Raw genomic sequence first — 21,140 nt, forward strand, 5'->3', positions numbered from 1 at the left:
TTGGGGCTATAATTTTGTTATCTGTATAATGTGAAATGTCCAACAAACTCTCTAGGATCTTTCGGATCATTTAGTTTAAGAACGTACCAGTAATCACCTGTTGGCAATTCGTCTCCATGGTATCTACCGTCCCATTTTTCACCTACATGGTATTTCGCTACTACTCTACCATATCTGTCATAAATATCGAACGTTAGTTCTTTGTAAGCCAATGCACCACAATCTGGACCAACTGTATCATTTTGTCCGTCACCATTTGGTGTAAAGAAGTTTGGCAAGCAGAAGTCATAGAATGTTCCATTAACATCGATTGTTGCCTCACAACCATTTTTGTCTCTCACAATAACTTTATAAATGCCTGTTTTATAGATTCTATAACTATTAGATGAAGAGAATGGTTCTCCGTTGAAACTATACTCGTAAGGAGCAACACCACCAGAAGCTTTCACTACGATCATGTTGATGTCTTTACTTTGATTTGTTACATCAATTAAACTTACTGGGTCAACTGCGTTCACATCAAAAATTGCAGTTGGCACTTCACATCCGTTAGTATGTCTTGCTACAATGAAGTGGCTTCCTGGAGCAACATTTGTAAAGACATTACTTGGCTGGAATGTTCCATTATTATCAAGTGAGTAATCAACATCAGCTGGGTTTGTAATTGAATCATCAATTGTTACTACAACCATATTAGCTTGAGCATTATTCACACAATCGTAAGTTACTTCAGCAGTTGGGTTTAGAATTACTGCACTTGGCATGTTTTCTACAAACTGAACTGTACATCCTTCTGCATCTTTCACATAAACTGTATGTGTTCCTCCAGCAAGATTTGTGAAATCAAATGTTGTCTGAGTAGCTCCACCTACTGTAAATGGTCCGTTTTCATTATCTAAACTTACGCTATATGGTAATGTACCGCCTTTAACTTCAATACTGAATGCACCGTCTTTGTCTCCGTCACAAACTTCTGGAATCATAGAGTTTGGAACTTCAGTTATAATAACTGGATTAGGCTGTGTAATTTCAATATCTGCTCTTACATAACAACCGTTTTCATCTTGAGCAATCACGATATAAGTTCCTGGAGAAAGTCTATCGTATGTTGATTTAGAATCAAACTGATTTAAGTCTGGTGAGATTGCATACTTAATAACTCCTGTTCCTCCTGTTGCAGTGATTACAATTTTACCATTGTTTTCTCCGAAACATGAAACATTTGTTGCATCGAAACTAGCTTGTAAAGCAACTGGCGGTTCATTAATTGTAATTGTTGCTGATGCATCGTTACAATCTCCACTTACTACTTTTACAACGTAATCTCCAATTACTAAGTTATCGAATGTACCGCTTGCTTGTGGGCCTTGAACGATAACACCTGCTGTATTTTCTAAAGTATAAACATAGTTTCCTAATCCACCTTTAGCTTCAGCTACGATAACTCCTGTTGCTTCTCCTGTACATTTCACAACTGCATTTGTAACATCCACATCAATATCAAGTGGCTCTAATGCGTCGATCGCGATTTCATTTGAAACAATTCCAACACATCCAGCAGCATCTTTTACATAGTAGCTGTATTTACCAACAGCAACTGGGAATGTAACTGATGAAGCGAATGAACCTATTGTTGTTGCAAAATTAGCATCTGTGCTATAAGTATATGGAGCTGTTCCACCTACTGCACTTAATGTTAAGGTTGCTTGAGTTAAACAAGTTTGTGAAGTTGCTTCAACTAAACTTGGAACTACCTCAGTTGGTTCACTGATTACAATATTTGTTGATGTTGCTGAACAGCTGAATCCGTCTGTAACTGTTATACTATATGTTCCAGCTCCTAATCCTGTGAAAATTGGACTAGTTTGTGGTCCAGAAGAAATTACTGGATTAGCTGATTCAATATTTAAAGTATACATGTAGTTACTTCCTTGTCCGCCTGTTGGAGGATCTACAGTAATTACAGCAGATTTGTCTCCGTAGCAAGTTAACATTGTCGCACTTGCTGTTGCATTAATCACAATTGGAGCAGGAACAACTAATACTTCTGTTGCTGTATCAATACATCCTACATTATCTCTAACATTGATTGTATAAGTACCTGCAGATAATCCAGGGAATACAGATTGTTGAGAGTAATCTACTAAGATTGTTCCGTTCAATACCAATTGATATTCATATTTATTATCCCAACCACCTGCAGCAGATGCCGAGATTTCACCGTCATTATTACCTGCAGCACAAGTAATATCTGATTTAGTAGTTGTCAATTCTAACTCTACTGCTGGCTGCTCTATTGTAAACAGAGTACTTACAGTACAGAATGGATTGTTAACCAATGTCGCAGTAACTGTATACTGACCTGCAGTTAAATTAGAAATTCTAAGTGGACCTGCATTTGTTGTTGTTCCGTTGCTTGGAACTGGACCAGTAATTACATAGTTGAATGCACCAGCATCATTTGTTGGGTTCAATTGATTATCAACAAAAGTTAAATCAACGCTTCCGTTAGCAGCACCATAACAAATTTGTCCGTTTACTGTTACTGCTTTAATATCGAAAGTATTAGGATTATTAACATAATGTACTGATTGAATTGAACAACCTGTCGCTGGGTTATTAACTGTAATTAGATACTCACCTATTGTTAATCCTGTGAATACACCACTTGTATTTGTTTGACTGAATGTATTTCCGTTTGTACCAGTAACTGTATAGTTAAGAAGTACTGGAGTACCACCTGTTGATGTAACAGTAACTGTGATGTCTTCGTTAGAAGTACAAGTTACAGCTGTATCTACATTCACATTTACAGCATCTAAGCTAATAAATGGAGTAATAACTGATGTTGCAGCAGTAGTTCCCATACATCCATTGTCATCGTAAACGTTTACAGTATAGCTTCCCCCTAAGAAATCAGCTTCAGTATATACGTTTTCTGCACCTTTTTGAACTACTACACCGTTTTTCAAGAACTCGTATGTTACATAGTTTCCTGAACCACCCGTTACTGTAGCAACAGTAATCGTAGCATAAGCTGATGTATTTGTTCCAGTTGCACAACCGTATTGTGCAATAATTGGAGCAGCTACTGTAATTACAGGGTTTTCGATAATTCTAATATCTTCAGAATCTTGACAACCTCTTCCAGATGTTACAGTCACTGTATAATCTCCCGCTTGAAGGTTTTCGAATACATTAAGTGTTTGAGCTGGTCTATTTACCGCAACACCTAAAGCAGTCGTACCTGTTAATGTATAAGTATAAACTGGATTATCATTTACACCTGCACTGCTTGGATCTAATGTAGCAGTGATTGACGCATCTGATCCGCCTTTACAAGAAACATTTGTTCCTTGCAATGCAAATCCTGTTATCACTGTTGCTGGAGCAATTTCAACTGTTACTTGGAATGCACATCCTGTAACAACGTCTCTTACTCTTACAATGTGTGTACCTGGCGCAACATTATTGAATACTGCTGGTGTAGTATTTACAATAACACCACCATCTAAAGTATATCTATAATTTGCTGTTGCAGAACCACCTGAAGCAGTTGCTGTAATTCTACCATTATTTAATGTACAGCTTGGAAGCGCATTTACAACAGTATTAAGTTGTAATGCTGGTGAAATAGTCACCGCTGCTGTCGCAGTTGCTGTACATGCATTCGCATCTCTTACAGTAATATCGTAAGTACCTGCTTTATTTACTGTAAATGTTGGACTAGATTGGAATCCGCTTCCAATGCTATACTCATAAGGTGCAACACCTGAACCAACGCTAACAGTAAATGTATATTCACCTGCTGCTGTTGGACATTGGCTTGTCACGTTAGCAGTAATTGCACTTGGCAATGGATCCATCACAATTGTAATTGGAATAAATGTTTCACAATTATTAGAATCGATAACATAAGCTCTCCAAGCTGTATTTACTGCTGGATCTAATACCGCATTATTGTTATTAGAATAATCAGCCGCTGTTGGAGTTCCAGTTCCAGCGATAAATGCATATCTGTAGTTTGGAGTTCCACCTGCAGCGGTTACACTTACTTTTGCACCTGAATTACAATTTGCATGAACATTTACTGTTTCAGTTAATGTCAATACTGATGGTTGACCAACAGTTACTGATGCACTAGCTTTACAGTTTGTTACTTGATCTGTAACTTCAATTGTATAATTACCGATTGGTAAATTAGTTAAAGTTACAACTTTACCTACTTGTGTAATAGTTCCAGTTGTTGGACCACCGATTAATGCAGCAGTATATGTCGTACCGAAATTATTCACGTCAAATTTCACAGAACCATTTGCACCACCATTACAGCTAACATCATTAACTAATTGACCCGCAATTGTAATGTTAACCAATGGTTTAACAGTGTAATATTCTTGGTCTTTACATCCGTTAGCATCTGTTACTTGGAATAAGTAAGTACCTGCATCAAGTAATGTAAACACACCACTAGTAGCTCCCGAAGTATTTGTTGTTGCACTTGCTGGAGAAAGAATCTCGAAATGCAATGGACCAACTCCGTTTGTAACATTTACAGTTACTGTACTAGTTGTATTAGCTGTCGGAGCACAATAAATATCGGTTCCGTTAATTGTACTAATCGTTGGAGGGTTCAATGCAGGGATAACTACATCAACTGGTGCTGCAATGATACAGTTATTAGCATCTTTTATGTAAGCTGTAACTGTTCCTGAATTGTAAGTAGTGAACGTATTTGTTGCACTGTAATTTGCTCCTCCGTTGAAGCTATATTGGTAAGGAGCTGTTCCTGTTCCTGCAGTTACATTTACTGTAACAATTGCTGGTTGAGTAGCATTTCCTGTTCCACATGTTAAGCTTTGTGTCAAAACAGCTGTTGCTGCAAGAGCTAATGGTTGAGTAATCGTAGCTGTTACAATTACTGATGTACATTGTTTCGCATCGCGAACTTCAATGTTATAAGTTCCTGCTGTTAAGCCTGTAAAGATATTTGAACTTTGGTAAGTACCTCCGTTAATTCTGTATTGGTATGGTAAAATACCATTAGCAGCAGTAACGATAATGCTTCCGTTGTTTCCTCCAATACAGCTCACATTTGTCTGTGTGAATGTTGCTGATGGAGTTGTTGTTGGTGTAACTATTACTGGAATAGATACTGCCTGACATCCTTGACTGTCTGTTACTCTGAAAGTATAAGTTCCAGCTGCAGTAGCAGTGTAAGGTGATGTTGCAGGGAAATATCCTCCTCCGTTATAATCAACCTCGAAACCAGCGTAAGTTAAAGTTCCTTGAGTTGCCAATAATGTAATCGTAGCTGATCCCGCACAAGTTAAATCTTGTGTTAAAGTAGCTTGCAATAACAATTCTTGACGTAAAGTGTAAGGAGACTCAACAATACATCCGTTTGCGTCTTTAATATAGAATTTATAGTTTCCTGGCGCATTCAATACAAAGTTAGGGCTAGATTGGTATCCGTTACCTATACTGTAAGTGAAAGGCGTAACACCTGTTCCTGTAATAGTGATTGGAACTGGGCTTCCTGCATAGCAATACAATCCAGCAGATGAATTGATTGTTGGAAGCGGATCAGTATCAATTGTGATATCCAATTTAGCAACACATCCGTTAGCATCAATTACATAAGCATCCCACTCAGTATTTGTATTTGGATCTAATACCGCATTTGCAACAGTATCGTAATCTAATGGGTTTGGTGTAACTCCATCCTCAACGAACTGATATTTGTAAACTGGCGTTCCACCTGCAGCAGCAACTGAAACTTTTGCACCAAAATTACAATTTGCATTTATGTTAGTTACTGGATTAAGAACTAATGCTGTTGGTTGCGTAACTGTTACAGAAGCAGTTGCTAAACATCCCGTTGTATTGTCTACTACCCTTACTGTATAAGTTCCAGGAACAAGACCTGTAACGTCAACCGTATTTCCTGTCTGAACAAGTGTACCTGTACCTGCAGTTAATGAAGCTGTATAGCTTGTTCCGTAATTAGCAACTGTAAATTTCACAGCACCATTTGATTCTCCGTTACAAACAACATTGCTTACTAATTGTCCTGCAATTGTAATGTTTGTTACTGGAAGAACAGTATAAGATTCTTTATAAGTACATCCATTTGCATCTGTTACTTGGAACAAGTAAGTATCTGGTGCTAAACCTACAAACACATTAGAATTTTGTTTAGCCACTGCAACTGGAGAAAGAATCTCATATTGAAGTGTTCCAATTCCATTTGTTACACTATTAATAGTTACAGTACTTGTTGTTCTAGCAACAGGCGAACAATAAACTGGTGTACCAGTAATGTCCATATCTGTTGGAGGGTTCAATGCAGGTACAATTACATCAACTGGCACCGCAATGATACAGTTATTAGCATCTTTTACGTATGCTGTAACTGTTCCTGAGTTATAAGTAGTGAATGTATTTGTTCCACTGTAATTTGTTCCTCCATTGAAGCTATATTGGTAAGGAGCTGTTCCTGTTCCAGCAGTTACATTTATTGTAACAATTGCTGGTTGAGTAGCATTTCCTGTTCCGCATGTTAAGCTTTGTGTCAATGTACCTGTCGCTGCAAGAGCTGTTGGTTGAGTAATTGTAGCCGTTACAATTATTGATGTACATTGTTTAGCATCTTGAACTTCAATATTATAAGTTCCAGCTGCTAAGTCTGTAAATATGTTTGAGCTTTGGAAAGTTCCTCCGTTAATTCTGTATCGGTATGGTAAAATACCGTCTGCAGCAGTAACAATAATGCTTCCATCACTTCCTCCAATACAGCTCACATTTGTTTGTGTGAATGTTGCTGTTGGAGTTGTTGTTGGTGTAACTACTACTGGAACAGATACTGCCTGACATCCTTGACTGTCTGTTACTCTGAAAGTATAAGTTCCAGCTGCAGTTGCAGTGTAAGGAGATGTTACAGGATTATATCCTCCACCGTTATAGTCAACTTCATATCCTCCCGTGTAAGAGTTTGTTCCTTGAGTTGCTAAGAATGTAATAGTAGCTGATCCTGCACAAGTTAAATCTTGTGTCAAAGTAGCTTGTAATAACAACTCTTGGTTTAATGTATAAGGAGCTTCAACGATACATCCGTTTGCATCTTTAACATAGAATTTATAGTTCCCTGGCGCATTCAATACAAAGTTAGGGCTAGATTGATATCCGTTACCAATACTATACATTAGAGGTGCAACACCTGATCCTGAAATAGTGATTGGAACTGGTCCACCTGTGTAGCAATAAACTGATGCTGTCAAATCAATAGCAGGAAGCGGATCAGTATCAATTGTGATATCCAATTTAGTCTCACATCCGTTAGCATCGATTACATAAGCATCCCATTGAGTATTTACTGTTGGATCTAATACTGCATTTGCCATAGTATCGTAATCTAATGGATTTGGTGTAACTCCATCTTCAACAAATTGATATTTGTAATTTGGAGTTCCTCCTGCAGCAGCAACTGAAACTTTTGCACCAAAATTACAATTTGCATTTATGTTAGTTACTGGATTAAGAACTAACGCTGTTGGTTGCGTAATTGTTACAGAAGTAAATGCTGTACATCCTGTAGTATCATCTGTAACTGTTACAGTATAAGTTCCAGGAACAAGACCTGTAACATCAACCGTATTTCCTGTTTGAACAAGTGTACCTACACCTGCTGTTAAGGCAGCTGTATAGCTTGTCCCATAATTAGCAACTGTGAATTTCACAGCACCATTTGATTCTCCGTTACAAACAACATTCCTAACTAATTGTCCTGCAATTGTAATGTTTGTTACTGGATCAACAGTATATGATTTTTGATCTTTACATCCGTTAGAGTCTGTTACTTCGAATAAATAAGTACCAGGAGCTAATGTTGTAAATACACCTGAAGCAGCGCCTGAAACATTTCCAGTAGAACTTGCAGGAGATAAGATCGCGTAAGCTAATGAACCAACTCCGTTAGTAGCGGTAACAGTAACTGTACTTGTTGTATTAGCAATAGGTGCACAATAAACTGGTGTTCCAGTGATAGTTGTTATTGTAGGTGGGTTTAATGCTGGAACATTAACTCCATTTACTAAAGTATAGATACATCCTTTAGCATCTTTCACTAAAACATCAAATGTTGTACCTACGTAAGTTTCAAATGTATTTTCACTTGTGTAAGTCGTTCCATTATCAAAACTATATAAGTATGGAGAAGTTCCATCTATACCTGTTACAGTAACAACCGCTTTACTTGGAACATTTCCTGTATTACAAACTAATGCTGTTGTAATCGTAGAACTAGCAGATAAATCTGCTGGTTCATTTATCGTAATTGCTGCACTTGGGAAAACACAAGATTTAGCATCTCTAACAGTAATAATGTATGATGTACCCGCAGATAATCCAGTAAATACATTTGATGTTTGGAATGATCCACTATCTAATTGGTATTGGTAAGGACCAACTCCTGAAGTTACATTTACTGTAATTGTTCCGTCTGTACCTCCATTACAGCTTACATCTGTCTGAGCAGTTGTAAACACAGTATTTGGAAGAGGGTCTAATGTAAATGTCGCAGTAGCTTGACAAGCCGTTGGCAATTTATCATCGCTTACTCTGAAAATATAATTTCCTAATACACTTGTTGTAAGCACATTTGATGTCATAGTAATATAACTTCCTCCACCATTTGTAGAATACTCATAAGTATAATTTGTATTGTAACCTCCTGTAGCCGTTAAAGTAATTTGTGCAGCTGGACTTACTGTACAATCCAATTCTTTTGTTAATTCCACACTTAATTGTAACTGTGGTTTAACTTCGTAAGTAGTGGTTGCAGTACAGCCATTTCCATCTTTAATAACTAAAGTATAAGTACCTGGAGCATTATACGTAAAGTCAGGGCTTGTTTGGAAAGTACTTCCATTTACACTATAAGTAGCAGCTCCAGCGATAGCAGGATCTACATTTCCACCAACTGTTATTATAAATGGATTACCATCGTAACAAATTTCTGCTGGAGCAGTAATTGTTGGGTCTGTATATTTATCCAATGTAACAGCAGCAGACTTAATACAACCGTAAGCATCTTTTGCATAAGCAATATAGTTTCCTGCATTTCTGTTAAATGTATTAGCAGATGCCCATCCAGCAGTAGTTGCTGTAGGTGTAGGATCTGTATCTAATAACAATAAATAAGTGTATGGCCCTGTTCCGTCTTTTGCAACAGCTGTAATAATTCCTGAATTAGCATTACAGTTTGCAGTTTTAGAAACTGAAGCGGTAACTGACAATTCTACTGGAGATTCTTCAATATTAAAGTTTGCAGAAGAAATTCCGCATCCTACATTACTTCCAGAAGTTTCACTTACCAATACATAGTAACTTCCAACAGGTAGTGGTGTAGCAGCAGCTAAATTAATAACTGCAGATGCTCCAGCTGCTATTGTTCTTGTACCTGTATTTCCAGTTGAAACGTTTGTAAATGCATTAATAATATCATAAGAAATATCTACTGGTGTTGCATAATTATTTCTAACTGTAAAACTTACGTTTCCATCATTTGCGCCTGTACATGTAATGTTTCTAGGAACAAAAGTATCAAGTACTAAAGTTGAACTAGTTGGAATTGGTCCATTAGATGATTGGAAATAATAACAACGTGTATCCTCATCATAAACAATGAATGAATATGTTTTACCAGGAGTAAGTCCTGTAAAAGTAGTTGTTTTACTGTTTGCTGGAATTTCTCCTTGCCATCCACCAACACCATCAGCAGTCCAAACTTGACCTGGACCATTATAGATGTTAAAATGGAATGGACCATTTCCTGCGAAAGCAGATAGAATACGAACTGTTGCTTGACCACCTGCACAATTTGCAGTTACATCAACTTGAATATCAAGTTCATTAACTGGAGCGGCAATCAATACATTTGAAATTTGTGCTGTACATCCATTTTGATCTACAACTCTAATTTGGTATAAACCGAAATCAACTACTTCAAAAACAGCACTTCCTCCTGATTGTCCTGTAATTGATTTATTATAATTGTTGATTCCTGTTACATAATAATCATAAAGAGGTGTTCCTCCTACTACTGAATTAATAGTAATTGTTCCTTGAGTAATTCCAGAACCATTACATCTTAAAGGTGTTGTTGAGTAATCAATTAAAATAGGATCTGGCTGGGTGATTGTTATTGGGAATGTATCTGTACATCCTTTAGCATCAGTAACTGTAATTACATAATCACCTGCTGCCAATCCAGAAGTTTGTTGTCCGTAATCAACGCCTGTAGTTGTATTTAAAACATTGTATACAAATGGAGCTTGTCCTTTTGAATTGTCAATAGTAATAGAAATAGCTCCCGAATTATCTCCGTTACAGCTAATAACTTGAGTTTGTGTTACACCTGTAATATCAGGAAACACTGGAGCTGTTATAACAACGCTAGCAGTTGCTGGACATCCATTTCCGTCAGTAACGGTGAATGTATAAGTTCCTGCTGTATTTGTTGTAAATACATTTCCTGCGAAAGTTCCTGTATTTGGAGAACTAGTATAAGTATAAGTTCCATTTCCGCCACCAGCAGTAAGAGTAACTTGAGCAGCAGTTGGCGCACTACAAGTTATATCTTTATTCAACACTGCTGAAAGTGTCAATTTAGTATCAACGATAACTACATTACTATTTGCAGTACATCCGTTACCATCTTTAATTTTTACCGTGTAATTTCCAGGTGTAGTAATTACAAAAGTATTACCTGCCTGATAAGATGCACCATTATTTATACTATAAGATAAAGGCGCAACAAGACCTGCTCCTGGTGTTGCAGTAATTGTGTAGCTTCCTACACCAAAACATTGACCTGTAGCAGAAGCTGTAACTGTAGGAACAGCATCTCTTGCAATTGTAACATCTAATTTGAATGTACAATTATTTGCATCAATAATATAAACATCCCAGTTTAAATTAACCGCTGGATCTAAGTTTGCTTTATTATTGTTTGAATATGTTCCAACTGCAGCACCATCTTGTACAAATGAATATCTGTAAACTGGTGTTCCTCCAGTTGCAGTAACTGTAACTTCAGAAGTACCAACAAAACAGTTAGCATTTACTGTAGCATATGTTGCAGCTAGAGCCGCTGCTGGCTCGTTGATTGTAATTGAAGCTGGAGCAGTACAACCTGTAACTTCGTCAGTTACTACAATTGCATAAGTACCAGCAGTTAAGTTAGGTAAAGTAACTGTAGCAGTATTAACACCTGTTACCGCTGTTCCACCGTTAACTGTATAAGAATAAGTAGAACCAAAACCAGCAACATTTAATCTGATAGATCCTGTGTTACCACCGTTACATAATACATCGCTTAATTTATTAGCTGTAAGAGTAATTGGCGTTACTGGCTTAACTGTGTATGATTCTGTATAATAACATCCGTTTGCGTCTGTAACTTTAAACATGTAAGTTCCAGGAGCAAGATTTGCGAAAGCATTTGATGTTTGTTTTGCAATAATTACTGGAGACGGAGCAATTGTTTCATATTGTAACGCACCTACTCCGTTTACAGCTGTTAAAGTAACAGTTGTTGTAGTCGCAGTACAAGTTACCGCTGGAGCAGCAAAAGTTAAATCTGTTGGAGGGTTTAATCTCAATAGAGTTCCTGAACCTGTTACAGGACATCCTTTTGCATCTCTAACTGCGTATGTAAATGCTTGATCCGTTCCGTTGTCATTTAATGTTAATACATTATTTGAGCTATAACCGCTTCCGTTGAAGCTGTATTGATATGGTGCAGTACCAGTTCCTACAGTTACATTAATAGTAACTGTTCCTGCCACTTTTCCGTTTGAAGTGTTACAAGAGAATGGTACTGTAGCAATTGTAGCCGCTAAAGTAGCTGGCTGAGTAATTGTCACAGCTACTGAACCTGTACATCCTTTGCTATCTTTAACATAGAAAGTATAAGAACCAGCTGCTAATCCTGCAAATGTTGGACTAGCTGTAAATCCTGTTGTAGCATTGTTGCTATAAGAAAATCCGCCAGATCCACCTGCACCTGTTAAAGTAACAGATCCGTCTGAAGCGCCATTACAGCTAGCGTTTGTTTGAACCGCAGTAACAGTTGGATTTGTAATTGGATCCACTGTAACTACAGCTGTTTTTTGACATCCATTAGCATCTGTAATTACAAATGTATAAGTATCTGCATTAGCAGGAGTAACTGAATAAGTAAATGTTGGACCAGTAATTGAAGCACTTGGAGCACTTGGAGTACCTGATCCTTTTTGTACTGTATATGTGTATTGAGATCTTCCTCCACCAATTGTTACTGTAATAGTAGCGTTTGGAGTAGCAGTACAATCTAATTCTTTAGTAACTGCACCCGCAGCTGTTAACTGAGGATAAACTGTTGTAGTGGTTGTAGCAGCCACAACACAGTTATTTTTATCTTTTACATATACTGTATAAGTTCCTGCAGCAACTGTAAATGTTCCAGTTGATTGGAAAGCACCAGTTGGGCCATTAATTCCATAAGATAATGGAGCAAGACCAGTAGCTGTTGCTGTAATTGTAAATGTACTTCCTGAACCTGCACATTGATTGTTTACTGTTACGTTAGTAATTGCTGGTAATGCATCTACAACTACAGTAACTGGAGTTTTCGTTGTACAGCCATTTGCATCTTTTACATAAACATCCCAACCTAAATTAGCTCCAGAATTTGTATCAACTGTCAATACGTTACTATTTACATATGCAGATGTAGGAACAGTCGATGGGCTTTGCGCGTAAGCGTAAGTATAATTTGGTGTACCACCTGAAGCAGTAACCGTGATTTGTGCATTATCATTATTACAATTCACATTTGTAGAAACTGCTGTTGCAGATAAAGCTACAGCTGGCTCATCAATAGTGATACTTGCTGTGTTTGTACAACCTGTTGCAGTATCTGTTACTTGAACTGTATATGTCCCTACAGCAACATTAGATAATGTTAATGTATTTCCTGATTTTGTAAGTGTTCCTGAACCTAATGTTCCTGCTGTTAAAGTGAATGTATAAACACCCACCGTAGCATTTCCTGATACTGTGTAAGTACCAGATCCAGTTGCTCCTCCTTTACAAAGAACATCGCTTGTTTTGTTTCCAACAACGGTAATAGGTGTTACAGGACTTACAACATAAGGTTCTGTATAATAACATCCGTTTGCATCTGTTACTCTGAAAGTGTAAGATCCAGGAGCAAGATTTGCAAATGAATTAGATGTTTGTTTTGCAATAATTACAGTAGATGGAGCAATTGTTTCATATTGTAACGCACCTACTCCGTTTACAGCTGTTAAAGTAACAGTTGTTGTAGTCGCAGTACAAGTTACCGCTGGAGCAGCAAAAGTTAAATCTGTTGGAGGGTTCAATCTCAATAGAGTTCCTGAACCTGTTACAGGACATCCTTTTGCATCTCTAACTGCGTATGTAAATGCTTGATCCGTTCCGTTGTCATTTAATGTTAATACATTATTTGAGCTATAACCGCTTCCGTTGAAGCTGTATTGATATGGTGCAGTACCTGTTCCTGCAGTAACATTAATTGTAACTGTTCCTGCCACTTTTCCGTTTGAAGTGTTACAAGAGAATGGCACTGTAGCAATTGTAGCCGCTAAAGTAGCTGGTTGAGTGATTGTCACAGCTACTGAACCTGTACATCCTTTGCTATCTTTAACATAGAAAGTATAATTACCAGCTGCTAATCCTGCGAATGTTGGACTAGCTGTAAATCCTGTTGTAGCATTGTTGCTATAAGTAAATCCGCCAGATCCACCTGCACCTGTTAAAGTAACAGATCCGTCTGAAGCGCCATTACAGCTAGCATTTGTTTGAACTGCTGTAACAGTTGGATTTGTAATTGGATCTACTTTTGTTACTGCTGTACTTTGACATCCGTTAGCATCTGTAACTACGAAAGTATAAGTATCTGCATTTGCAGGAGTAACTGAATAAGTAAATGTCGGACCAGTAATTGAAGCACTTGGAGCACTTGCAGTACCAGATCCTTTTTTCGTTGTATAAGTATAAGGTGATCTACCTCCTGTAATTGTAACTGTAATAGTTGCATTTGGAGTAGTAGTACAATCTAATTCTTTTGTAACACTACCTACAGTAGTTAACTGTGGGTAAATAGTAAGTGCTGTAGCTGTAGTAGCTGTACAGTTATTTTTGTCTCTTACTGTTACTGTATAAGTTCCAGCTGGAACATTAAATACATTTGAAGTCTGGAAAGAAGTTCCATCAATACTATACATTAAAGGAGCTAAACCTGTTCCTGTTGCTGTAATAGTAAATGAATTACCAGAAGCCGAACATTGATTTCCGTTTGTAGCTGTAACCGTTGGAAGATTATCTTTAGCAACAGTAACGGCATTTTTAGCAATACATCCGTTAGTGTCTTTTACATAAACATCCCAAACTAAATCTGCACCAGAATTAGTATCTACAGTAACAACATTACTTGCATCGTAAACTGTTGGAGCTGTTGCTCCAGATTTTACTGCTGCGTATGTGTAATTTGGTGTACCACCAGTTGCAGTAACCGTAATTTGTGAATTATCATTGTTACAGTTAACATTGCTTGCAACAGCTGTAAATGTTACAGCATTTGCAGGCTCTCCAATAACAATACTTGCAGTAGCAGTACAACCTGTTGCAGAATCTGTTATTCTAACAGTATATGTACCAGCAACAACATTAGATAATGTTAATGTGTTTCCTGATTTAGTAAGTGTACCTGATCCTAAAGTTCCTGCAGTTAACGTAAATGTGTAAGCACCTGCAGTAGCATTTCCAGATACTGTATAAGTACCAGATCCAGTTGCTCCTCCTTTACAAAGAGCATCGCTTGTTTTATTTCCAACTACTGCAATAGGAGTTACTGCATTAATTGTATATGGTTTTTCGAAATAACATCCGTTAGCATCTGTAACTCTGAAATTATAAGTTCCAGCAGCTAATCCTGAAAATACTCCAGTAGTATTAGAAGCTATAGAAGCGGTTGGAGATGTAATTGCGTATGTTAATGTTCCTACTCCATTTGTAGCAGTTGCTGTAACAGTAGTTGTTGTAGCTGTACATGTTACTGCATTTGCACTAAATGTAATATCAGTAGGAGGGTTTAATCTATTTATTGTAATAGTTTGAACAGGAGTTTTACAACCCTGAGCATCACTAACTACATAAGAAATTGTCTGATTTGTTCCATTATCAGTAACAGTTAATGTACGTGTACTTGTAAAAGTTGTACCACCGTCAAAACTATATTGATATGGAGATGTTCCTGTCGTAGGAACTGCAATTGTTACAGTAGCAGACTGCTTAACATTTGATGTGTTACAAGAAAATGCTGTTGCAGATGCTGTTGCTGTTAATGTTGTTGGTTGGTTAATAGTTATACTTCCAACTGCAGAAGTACATGTACCGCTGTCCATAACTCTATAATTGTAAGTTCCAGCTGCTAAACCTGTGTAACTTGTTTGAGTCGTATATGTAGTTGGAACAGGTGTAGTTGTACTATTGTAGAACAAGTATGTATAAGTACCTGATCCACCAGCAGCAGTTAATTCTACTGAACCTGTTGAAGCACCATTACATGTAGCATCAACTTTAGTTGCTGTTACAGTAGGGTTTGTACGAGCGTTAATTGTTGCACTTGTAGTAGTAACACATCCTTTAGCATCTGTAATTTCAAAAGTATATGTACCTGTATTGTTTGCTGTATAAACAAATGAATTACCTGTTACATTATTTGATGAACCATAATTGCCATTTCTTTTCACTTTATAAGTGAAAGCACTAGTTCCTCCTGTAATAGTAACCGTAATTTGAGCATTTGGAGAACTTGTACAATCTATTACTTTAGTAACTGCTGCAGTAGCTTGCAATTCTGGTGCAATAACGATATTGCTTATCGTAGCAGTACAGTTATTGCTGTCTGTTACTAAAACATTGTGTGTACCAGGACCAACATTTGTAAATGTATTAGAAGTTTGAGCTGCACCACCATCTAAACTATAAGTTAATGTTCCAGTACCTGTAGCTGTAACAACAAGAGTTGACTGATTAGTTGAATCGTAACATAAATCAGAGCTTGCCGCCAATGTAGCCGTTGGTACAGTTGGAGACGAAATGTTAACAGTTGCTGAAGCTGGAGAAGTACAAGCATTTGTATCTTTTACTACAACTGTGTATGTTCCCGTTGCAACATTTGTAAAGACATTTGATGTCTGGAATGGAACTACAACTGTTGTTCCGTTTGATCCTCTTAATTCATATTGGTAACTAGGTGTTCCTCCTGTTACAGTAGCTGTAATAGAAGCACCATTCGAACAAGTAGGCTGAGCTGTAACACGAGCTGTAACAGCCAATGCTGCAGGAGCAGTAATTACTTGAGAGAATGGGAAAGTACAGCTTGAAGCTGATGAATCAAAACGAACTCTAATTGAGTATGTTTTATTAGTTAATCCAGTAGCAGTAACTGGAGAAACTTTAGAATTTACCCATGTAGCGCCATTATCTAATGAATAGTCGAAACCGTAAGGAAGATTAAAATTCTGAGCTGCTATTGTGATTTCTCCATTATTAGATCCAGCACAAGTAAGGTTTTTAAATCCTGTAATTGAAGCGCTGAAAGCTTTGTTGCTATCAATTACAATTGGGAAATCTTTTTGACTAATACATGATTTAGGAATTTGACGAACCCAGATATCATCAATAACGATATCATTTCCACCATATTCAATACTTCCAGAACGAATTCTAAATGTTAGATTAGTATTATTTCCTGGATTTAACGAAATGTTAATTGGAACCCATTTAGTTCTGTTTGGATCATTTGCCGCTTCGGCAATTTTTCCTGTATCTTGAGTAGCTACAACCTGTCCAGCAGAATTCACTAATTCAAATCGAACTATAGGAGCTGCACCAGTAACACCCGCATTTAATAAATTGGCAACATATAAATCAACCATTACAGGCTGATTTGGTATAACATCAACAATTGGTTTACTATATAAAACTCCATAATTTCCAGCTGCTGCTCCAATATTTACTAATAAATATCTTCCGTTTGGATCAGCTCCATTAGTAGTATGGTCTGTAAAGTGGTACCATGCATTATCATTTCTCCAGAAGAAACTTGTAACAGAATATTGGTTATCCTCTACAGAACGAGTTGGAGTTCCGTTTAAAGAACAAGTATAAGGAGGGTTAACTCTTTGGTCATTGAAGCAATATGCAGCTGCAATACCAGGAGTAGTTGTAGTTCCACCAGAACCAAAATCTTCAAGTAATAAATTACTATAAGTTGGAACAGAAACTAAATTATATTTTACTGAAACAGTATGAGATCCTGAAGGAACATTCACAAAAACATTAGAAGGTGTATTTGTATTTAATACATTATCTAAATAATACTCATAAGAATAATTTGTACCTCCACCGCTTGTAACTGTTACCGTACTTGTTGCAGTACCATTACAATTATAAACTGGAGCGCCAACAGATATTGTTGGATCTGCTGGTCTTGGATCTAAAATAACACCTGGCATACTGTAGATACAGCCTTTAGCATCTTTAATATAAAGAGTATATGTTCCAGGTGCAACATAAGCCTCATTTGACGTAATGTAAGTATTACCTCCATCGAAGCTATAAGTATAAGGTGCAGTTCCACCTTGAGGATTAGTAATACGTACTTTACCATATCCGTTACCAGAAGGATCACAACCTGCTAATTCAGCAACACCTGCTGATGCTGATAGAGAATTTGCTGGAGCTGCAATTGTTATTGAAGTAGCTGGATCTGTACATGTTGTACCTGCCATAGTATATCTCACTACAACATTATAAGTACCTGCTGCTACGTTAGAGAATACTGGATTACTGCTAAATGTTACGCCATTGTCTTTACTATATTCTAAAGTATAGCCATTAGCATTTGTTACATTTACTGTAATTTGAGAAGTACCTCCACTACAATAAATTTCTGAAGCCGTAACAGTATAAGTTGGTTTCGGATTTGCAGTAACTGTAATAGATGTTGTACCGCTACAGTTGTTAGCATCAACAACTCTAATATCATATTTGCCAGCTGCTGTTACATCAATTTCATTTGTTGTTTGGAATGATGTAGATCCGTTTATGAAATAATAATAAGGTGCAGTTCCTCCTGTTGGTGTTACAACAATTTTTCCGTTAGAACAAGCTGTCAACGGAACAGTTAGTGCTGCCGTTACATTCAAGCCCGCTGGAACTGGATTTACTGTTACTTGTACAGTTTTATCACAAGCCGGCGCAGGAGTAGATCCTACAGGACCATTCGTTACTCTTACGCTATAAACGCCTGAAGATAAATTTGCAAAAGTATAATCTGAATTTTGTGATGGGCCAAAACTATTTACTAAAGTTCCTCCACTATTATAAATATAATAGTAATACTGAGGTTCAATATTTTCAGCTCCAACTTTAATGCTTCCTTTATCAGTACTACATGTTGGTTGGGTTACCGAAGTACTAATGTTTAATTCTCTAGTTCTAATTAAAATACTTGGAACAGTAAAAATACAAGGATTAGTTGTTACACCAACTTGTCTAATATGAACCGTGTACGAGTTTGGAGAAGTAATAGGAAATACATTGCTAGTTTGATAAGCACTAAGTGTTCCATTAGGATCTGTACTTATAGCATATTCGTATCCAGCAGGAACTCCTCCAATAGTAATACTTCCTGGCGCACCACAAATAATATCTTTATGAGTTTCTGTTGGTGTTAAAGAGTTGCTGTATACATTAAAGTAGAAACGGGTGAAACATCCTCCCGCATAATTTAATGTTACTCTAAATTGTCCTGCCTGATTTGCTGAATAATTAGAGCCACTTCCTACGCTTGACCAATTATTTTTACAAGCATCACTGTCATTAGCACAATTTTGGTTTGTAACAGGAAGACAAGCTCCTCCTTCAGTTAATTTCTCCCAAACTATACTAGTGGCATCCGAGATACTTAATGTAATTTGTTTAGATGCATTACCACCACATAAGAAAATGTTTGGTAATTTTTTTCCATCATTAGAACAAGTTACAACCTGATCTGCAAAAGGTATTATAGGATTTTCTACCGTAGTACCAAAACGAGTTACAACAAATGATTGATAAATAGATCTACATGGAGCAGCTGCCAAATTGTACACATAATAAGTACCAGGATCTTTTACATTTAATGTTTGTCCTTTTCCTATCTGTTGTGTTTGTGCTTCATCACTAAACCAAGTATAATCAGAATAACCACTTGCGGCAGTCAAATTAATACTATCGCCACAAAGCGTAACATTGTCTGTATACTTACATCCGTCAACTCCTACTAAAAAGTTAGTTGCTTTTGGAACTAAGATACATCCAGTATTTGTGTTAACACTCGGGTCATCAGAAATTGTGAAAGCCGTATTTTGTGTTCCTTTGTAAGTTGCATACGCAGAGTTGTCGATACTGTTAGAACAAGCCTCACTCAAACTTTTACAATCTGGAACAACCTGAACTTTAAAGCTGATTACTTTTTCAGGATCACCAACTTTAACAACACTATTATCTACCTTAAAAACAATATTTCTTGTAGTCGCATTATAACTTTGAACAGTAACTCCACTTGGCAGAGAAACAATATCTGCAGGATAATTAAAAATAATGTTTATAGGAAGTTCATCTCTAATGGTAAATGAAGTAGCATTATCATTACCCGTATTTTTAAAACCAATTTCATAATTTAATTGTTGGCCTAATGTTACATTTTGTCCACCAATATTATTTCCTAGCGCATCCTTTACAATTTTAGTTAAGACAATTTTTGGTTCAATAATCTCAACGTTAAAAGCATTAAAAAACAATCCGTAACCATCACCACTTGTGGTAAGTTTTAACGTAGCCGAAGTATCATTATTTTTAATGACACTACCCCCTGGATTTGCAGTCGTTGCCGGGTTAGGTACATTTAAAATACCTGCCTCAAAACCTAGCGTATTTCCACTCGCGGGATTTCGATTTGTAAAAGGTCCATTAGTATCATTGATTGTACTATTGAAGAAGTTATTTACTAAACGCTCCGTAGTAGAAATATCTGTATTATTAATAGAATATTTATCTCCAGTTAAGTTAACGTCACCTTCTAGCGCCGCAAAAGCTAATTTTGCTTTTACTGTACCAGTAGGAATCGTTTTAAAACCAGAAATAGTATATGTTACAGCAGTACTATTTGCCTCAATCCATCTCAAACCATCGAATGTTGTAATATATTTTGCTGAAGATTTAGGATCTTCGTAAACAACAAATAAATTCCATCCTGCAGAGAAACCCCCATTAATTTTACCTCTAGCCGAAATAATATTAGCAACCGTATATTCACCTTCTGGATTTGCTAAACCTTGCACTAATGATGTCAAGTCATAATAATATGCATATGGCATTTGGCTACCATTTGAAGTAGAAGGATAATAATCATAGATAAGCTGACCGGTAATATCTGTATAAGCAGTCTGACTAGGCAATTTAACTTTAATTGATCCTAGATTACTTCTAGTAACCGTTTTATCATCTACAGATGCTTTACTATAAATACCTGACCAATAAAGCCCAGCATAAACAATTTTATAACATTCCCTGCTTGAACTTGGAACTGCTAACGTAGCCGAACTTGAGCTGAATGTACTGGCGTCATTATCGACGTCAATATATCCCATTGTAAGGTCATTGTTGTTTTGATTTGTAGCATTAAAAGCATCATTTGGTCTCTCACCATTTTTATTATTATCTCTATTCAAAATGTTGTTACCAATCAAAAGCATGTCTCCTTTTAAACTCGTATCAAAACGAGGGGTGAAATTCTTTTGCGAGTAAATAACAAAACTTTGAATACAAAGTAATACAGCTAAAACTAATTTTAAAGTAGTAGGTTTCTTCATGTTTCTATGGTTTCAATTTAACTGCTGCTCTTTAAAGGGGCATTTAAAAAACAGTCTCTGCTCTTTATTTAAATTTTATTTTTATCCTGCTCTCCTCTTTTCAAAGAAGAGCATTTATATCTCAATTAA

At 36.8% G+C, this 21,140-nt stretch carries 1 protein-coding gene; it reads right to left on the bottom strand.

Going from position 1 to position 21,140, the window contains the following annotated elements; genetic code table 11:
- Positions 1–17: 17 nt before the first annotated feature.
- Complete coding sequence (locus OD917_RS11725; RefSeq protein ID WP_263523708.1) at positions 18–21,011, bottom strand: T9SS type B sorting domain-containing protein; 20,994 nt, start codon at positions 21,009–21,011, stop codon at positions 18–20.
- Positions 21,012–21,140: the final 129 nt, after the last annotated feature.

Source organism: Flavobacterium sp. SH_e, from assembly GCF_025717045.1.
Lineage (GTDB): Bacteria > Bacteroidota > Bacteroidia > Flavobacteriales > Flavobacteriaceae > Flavobacterium.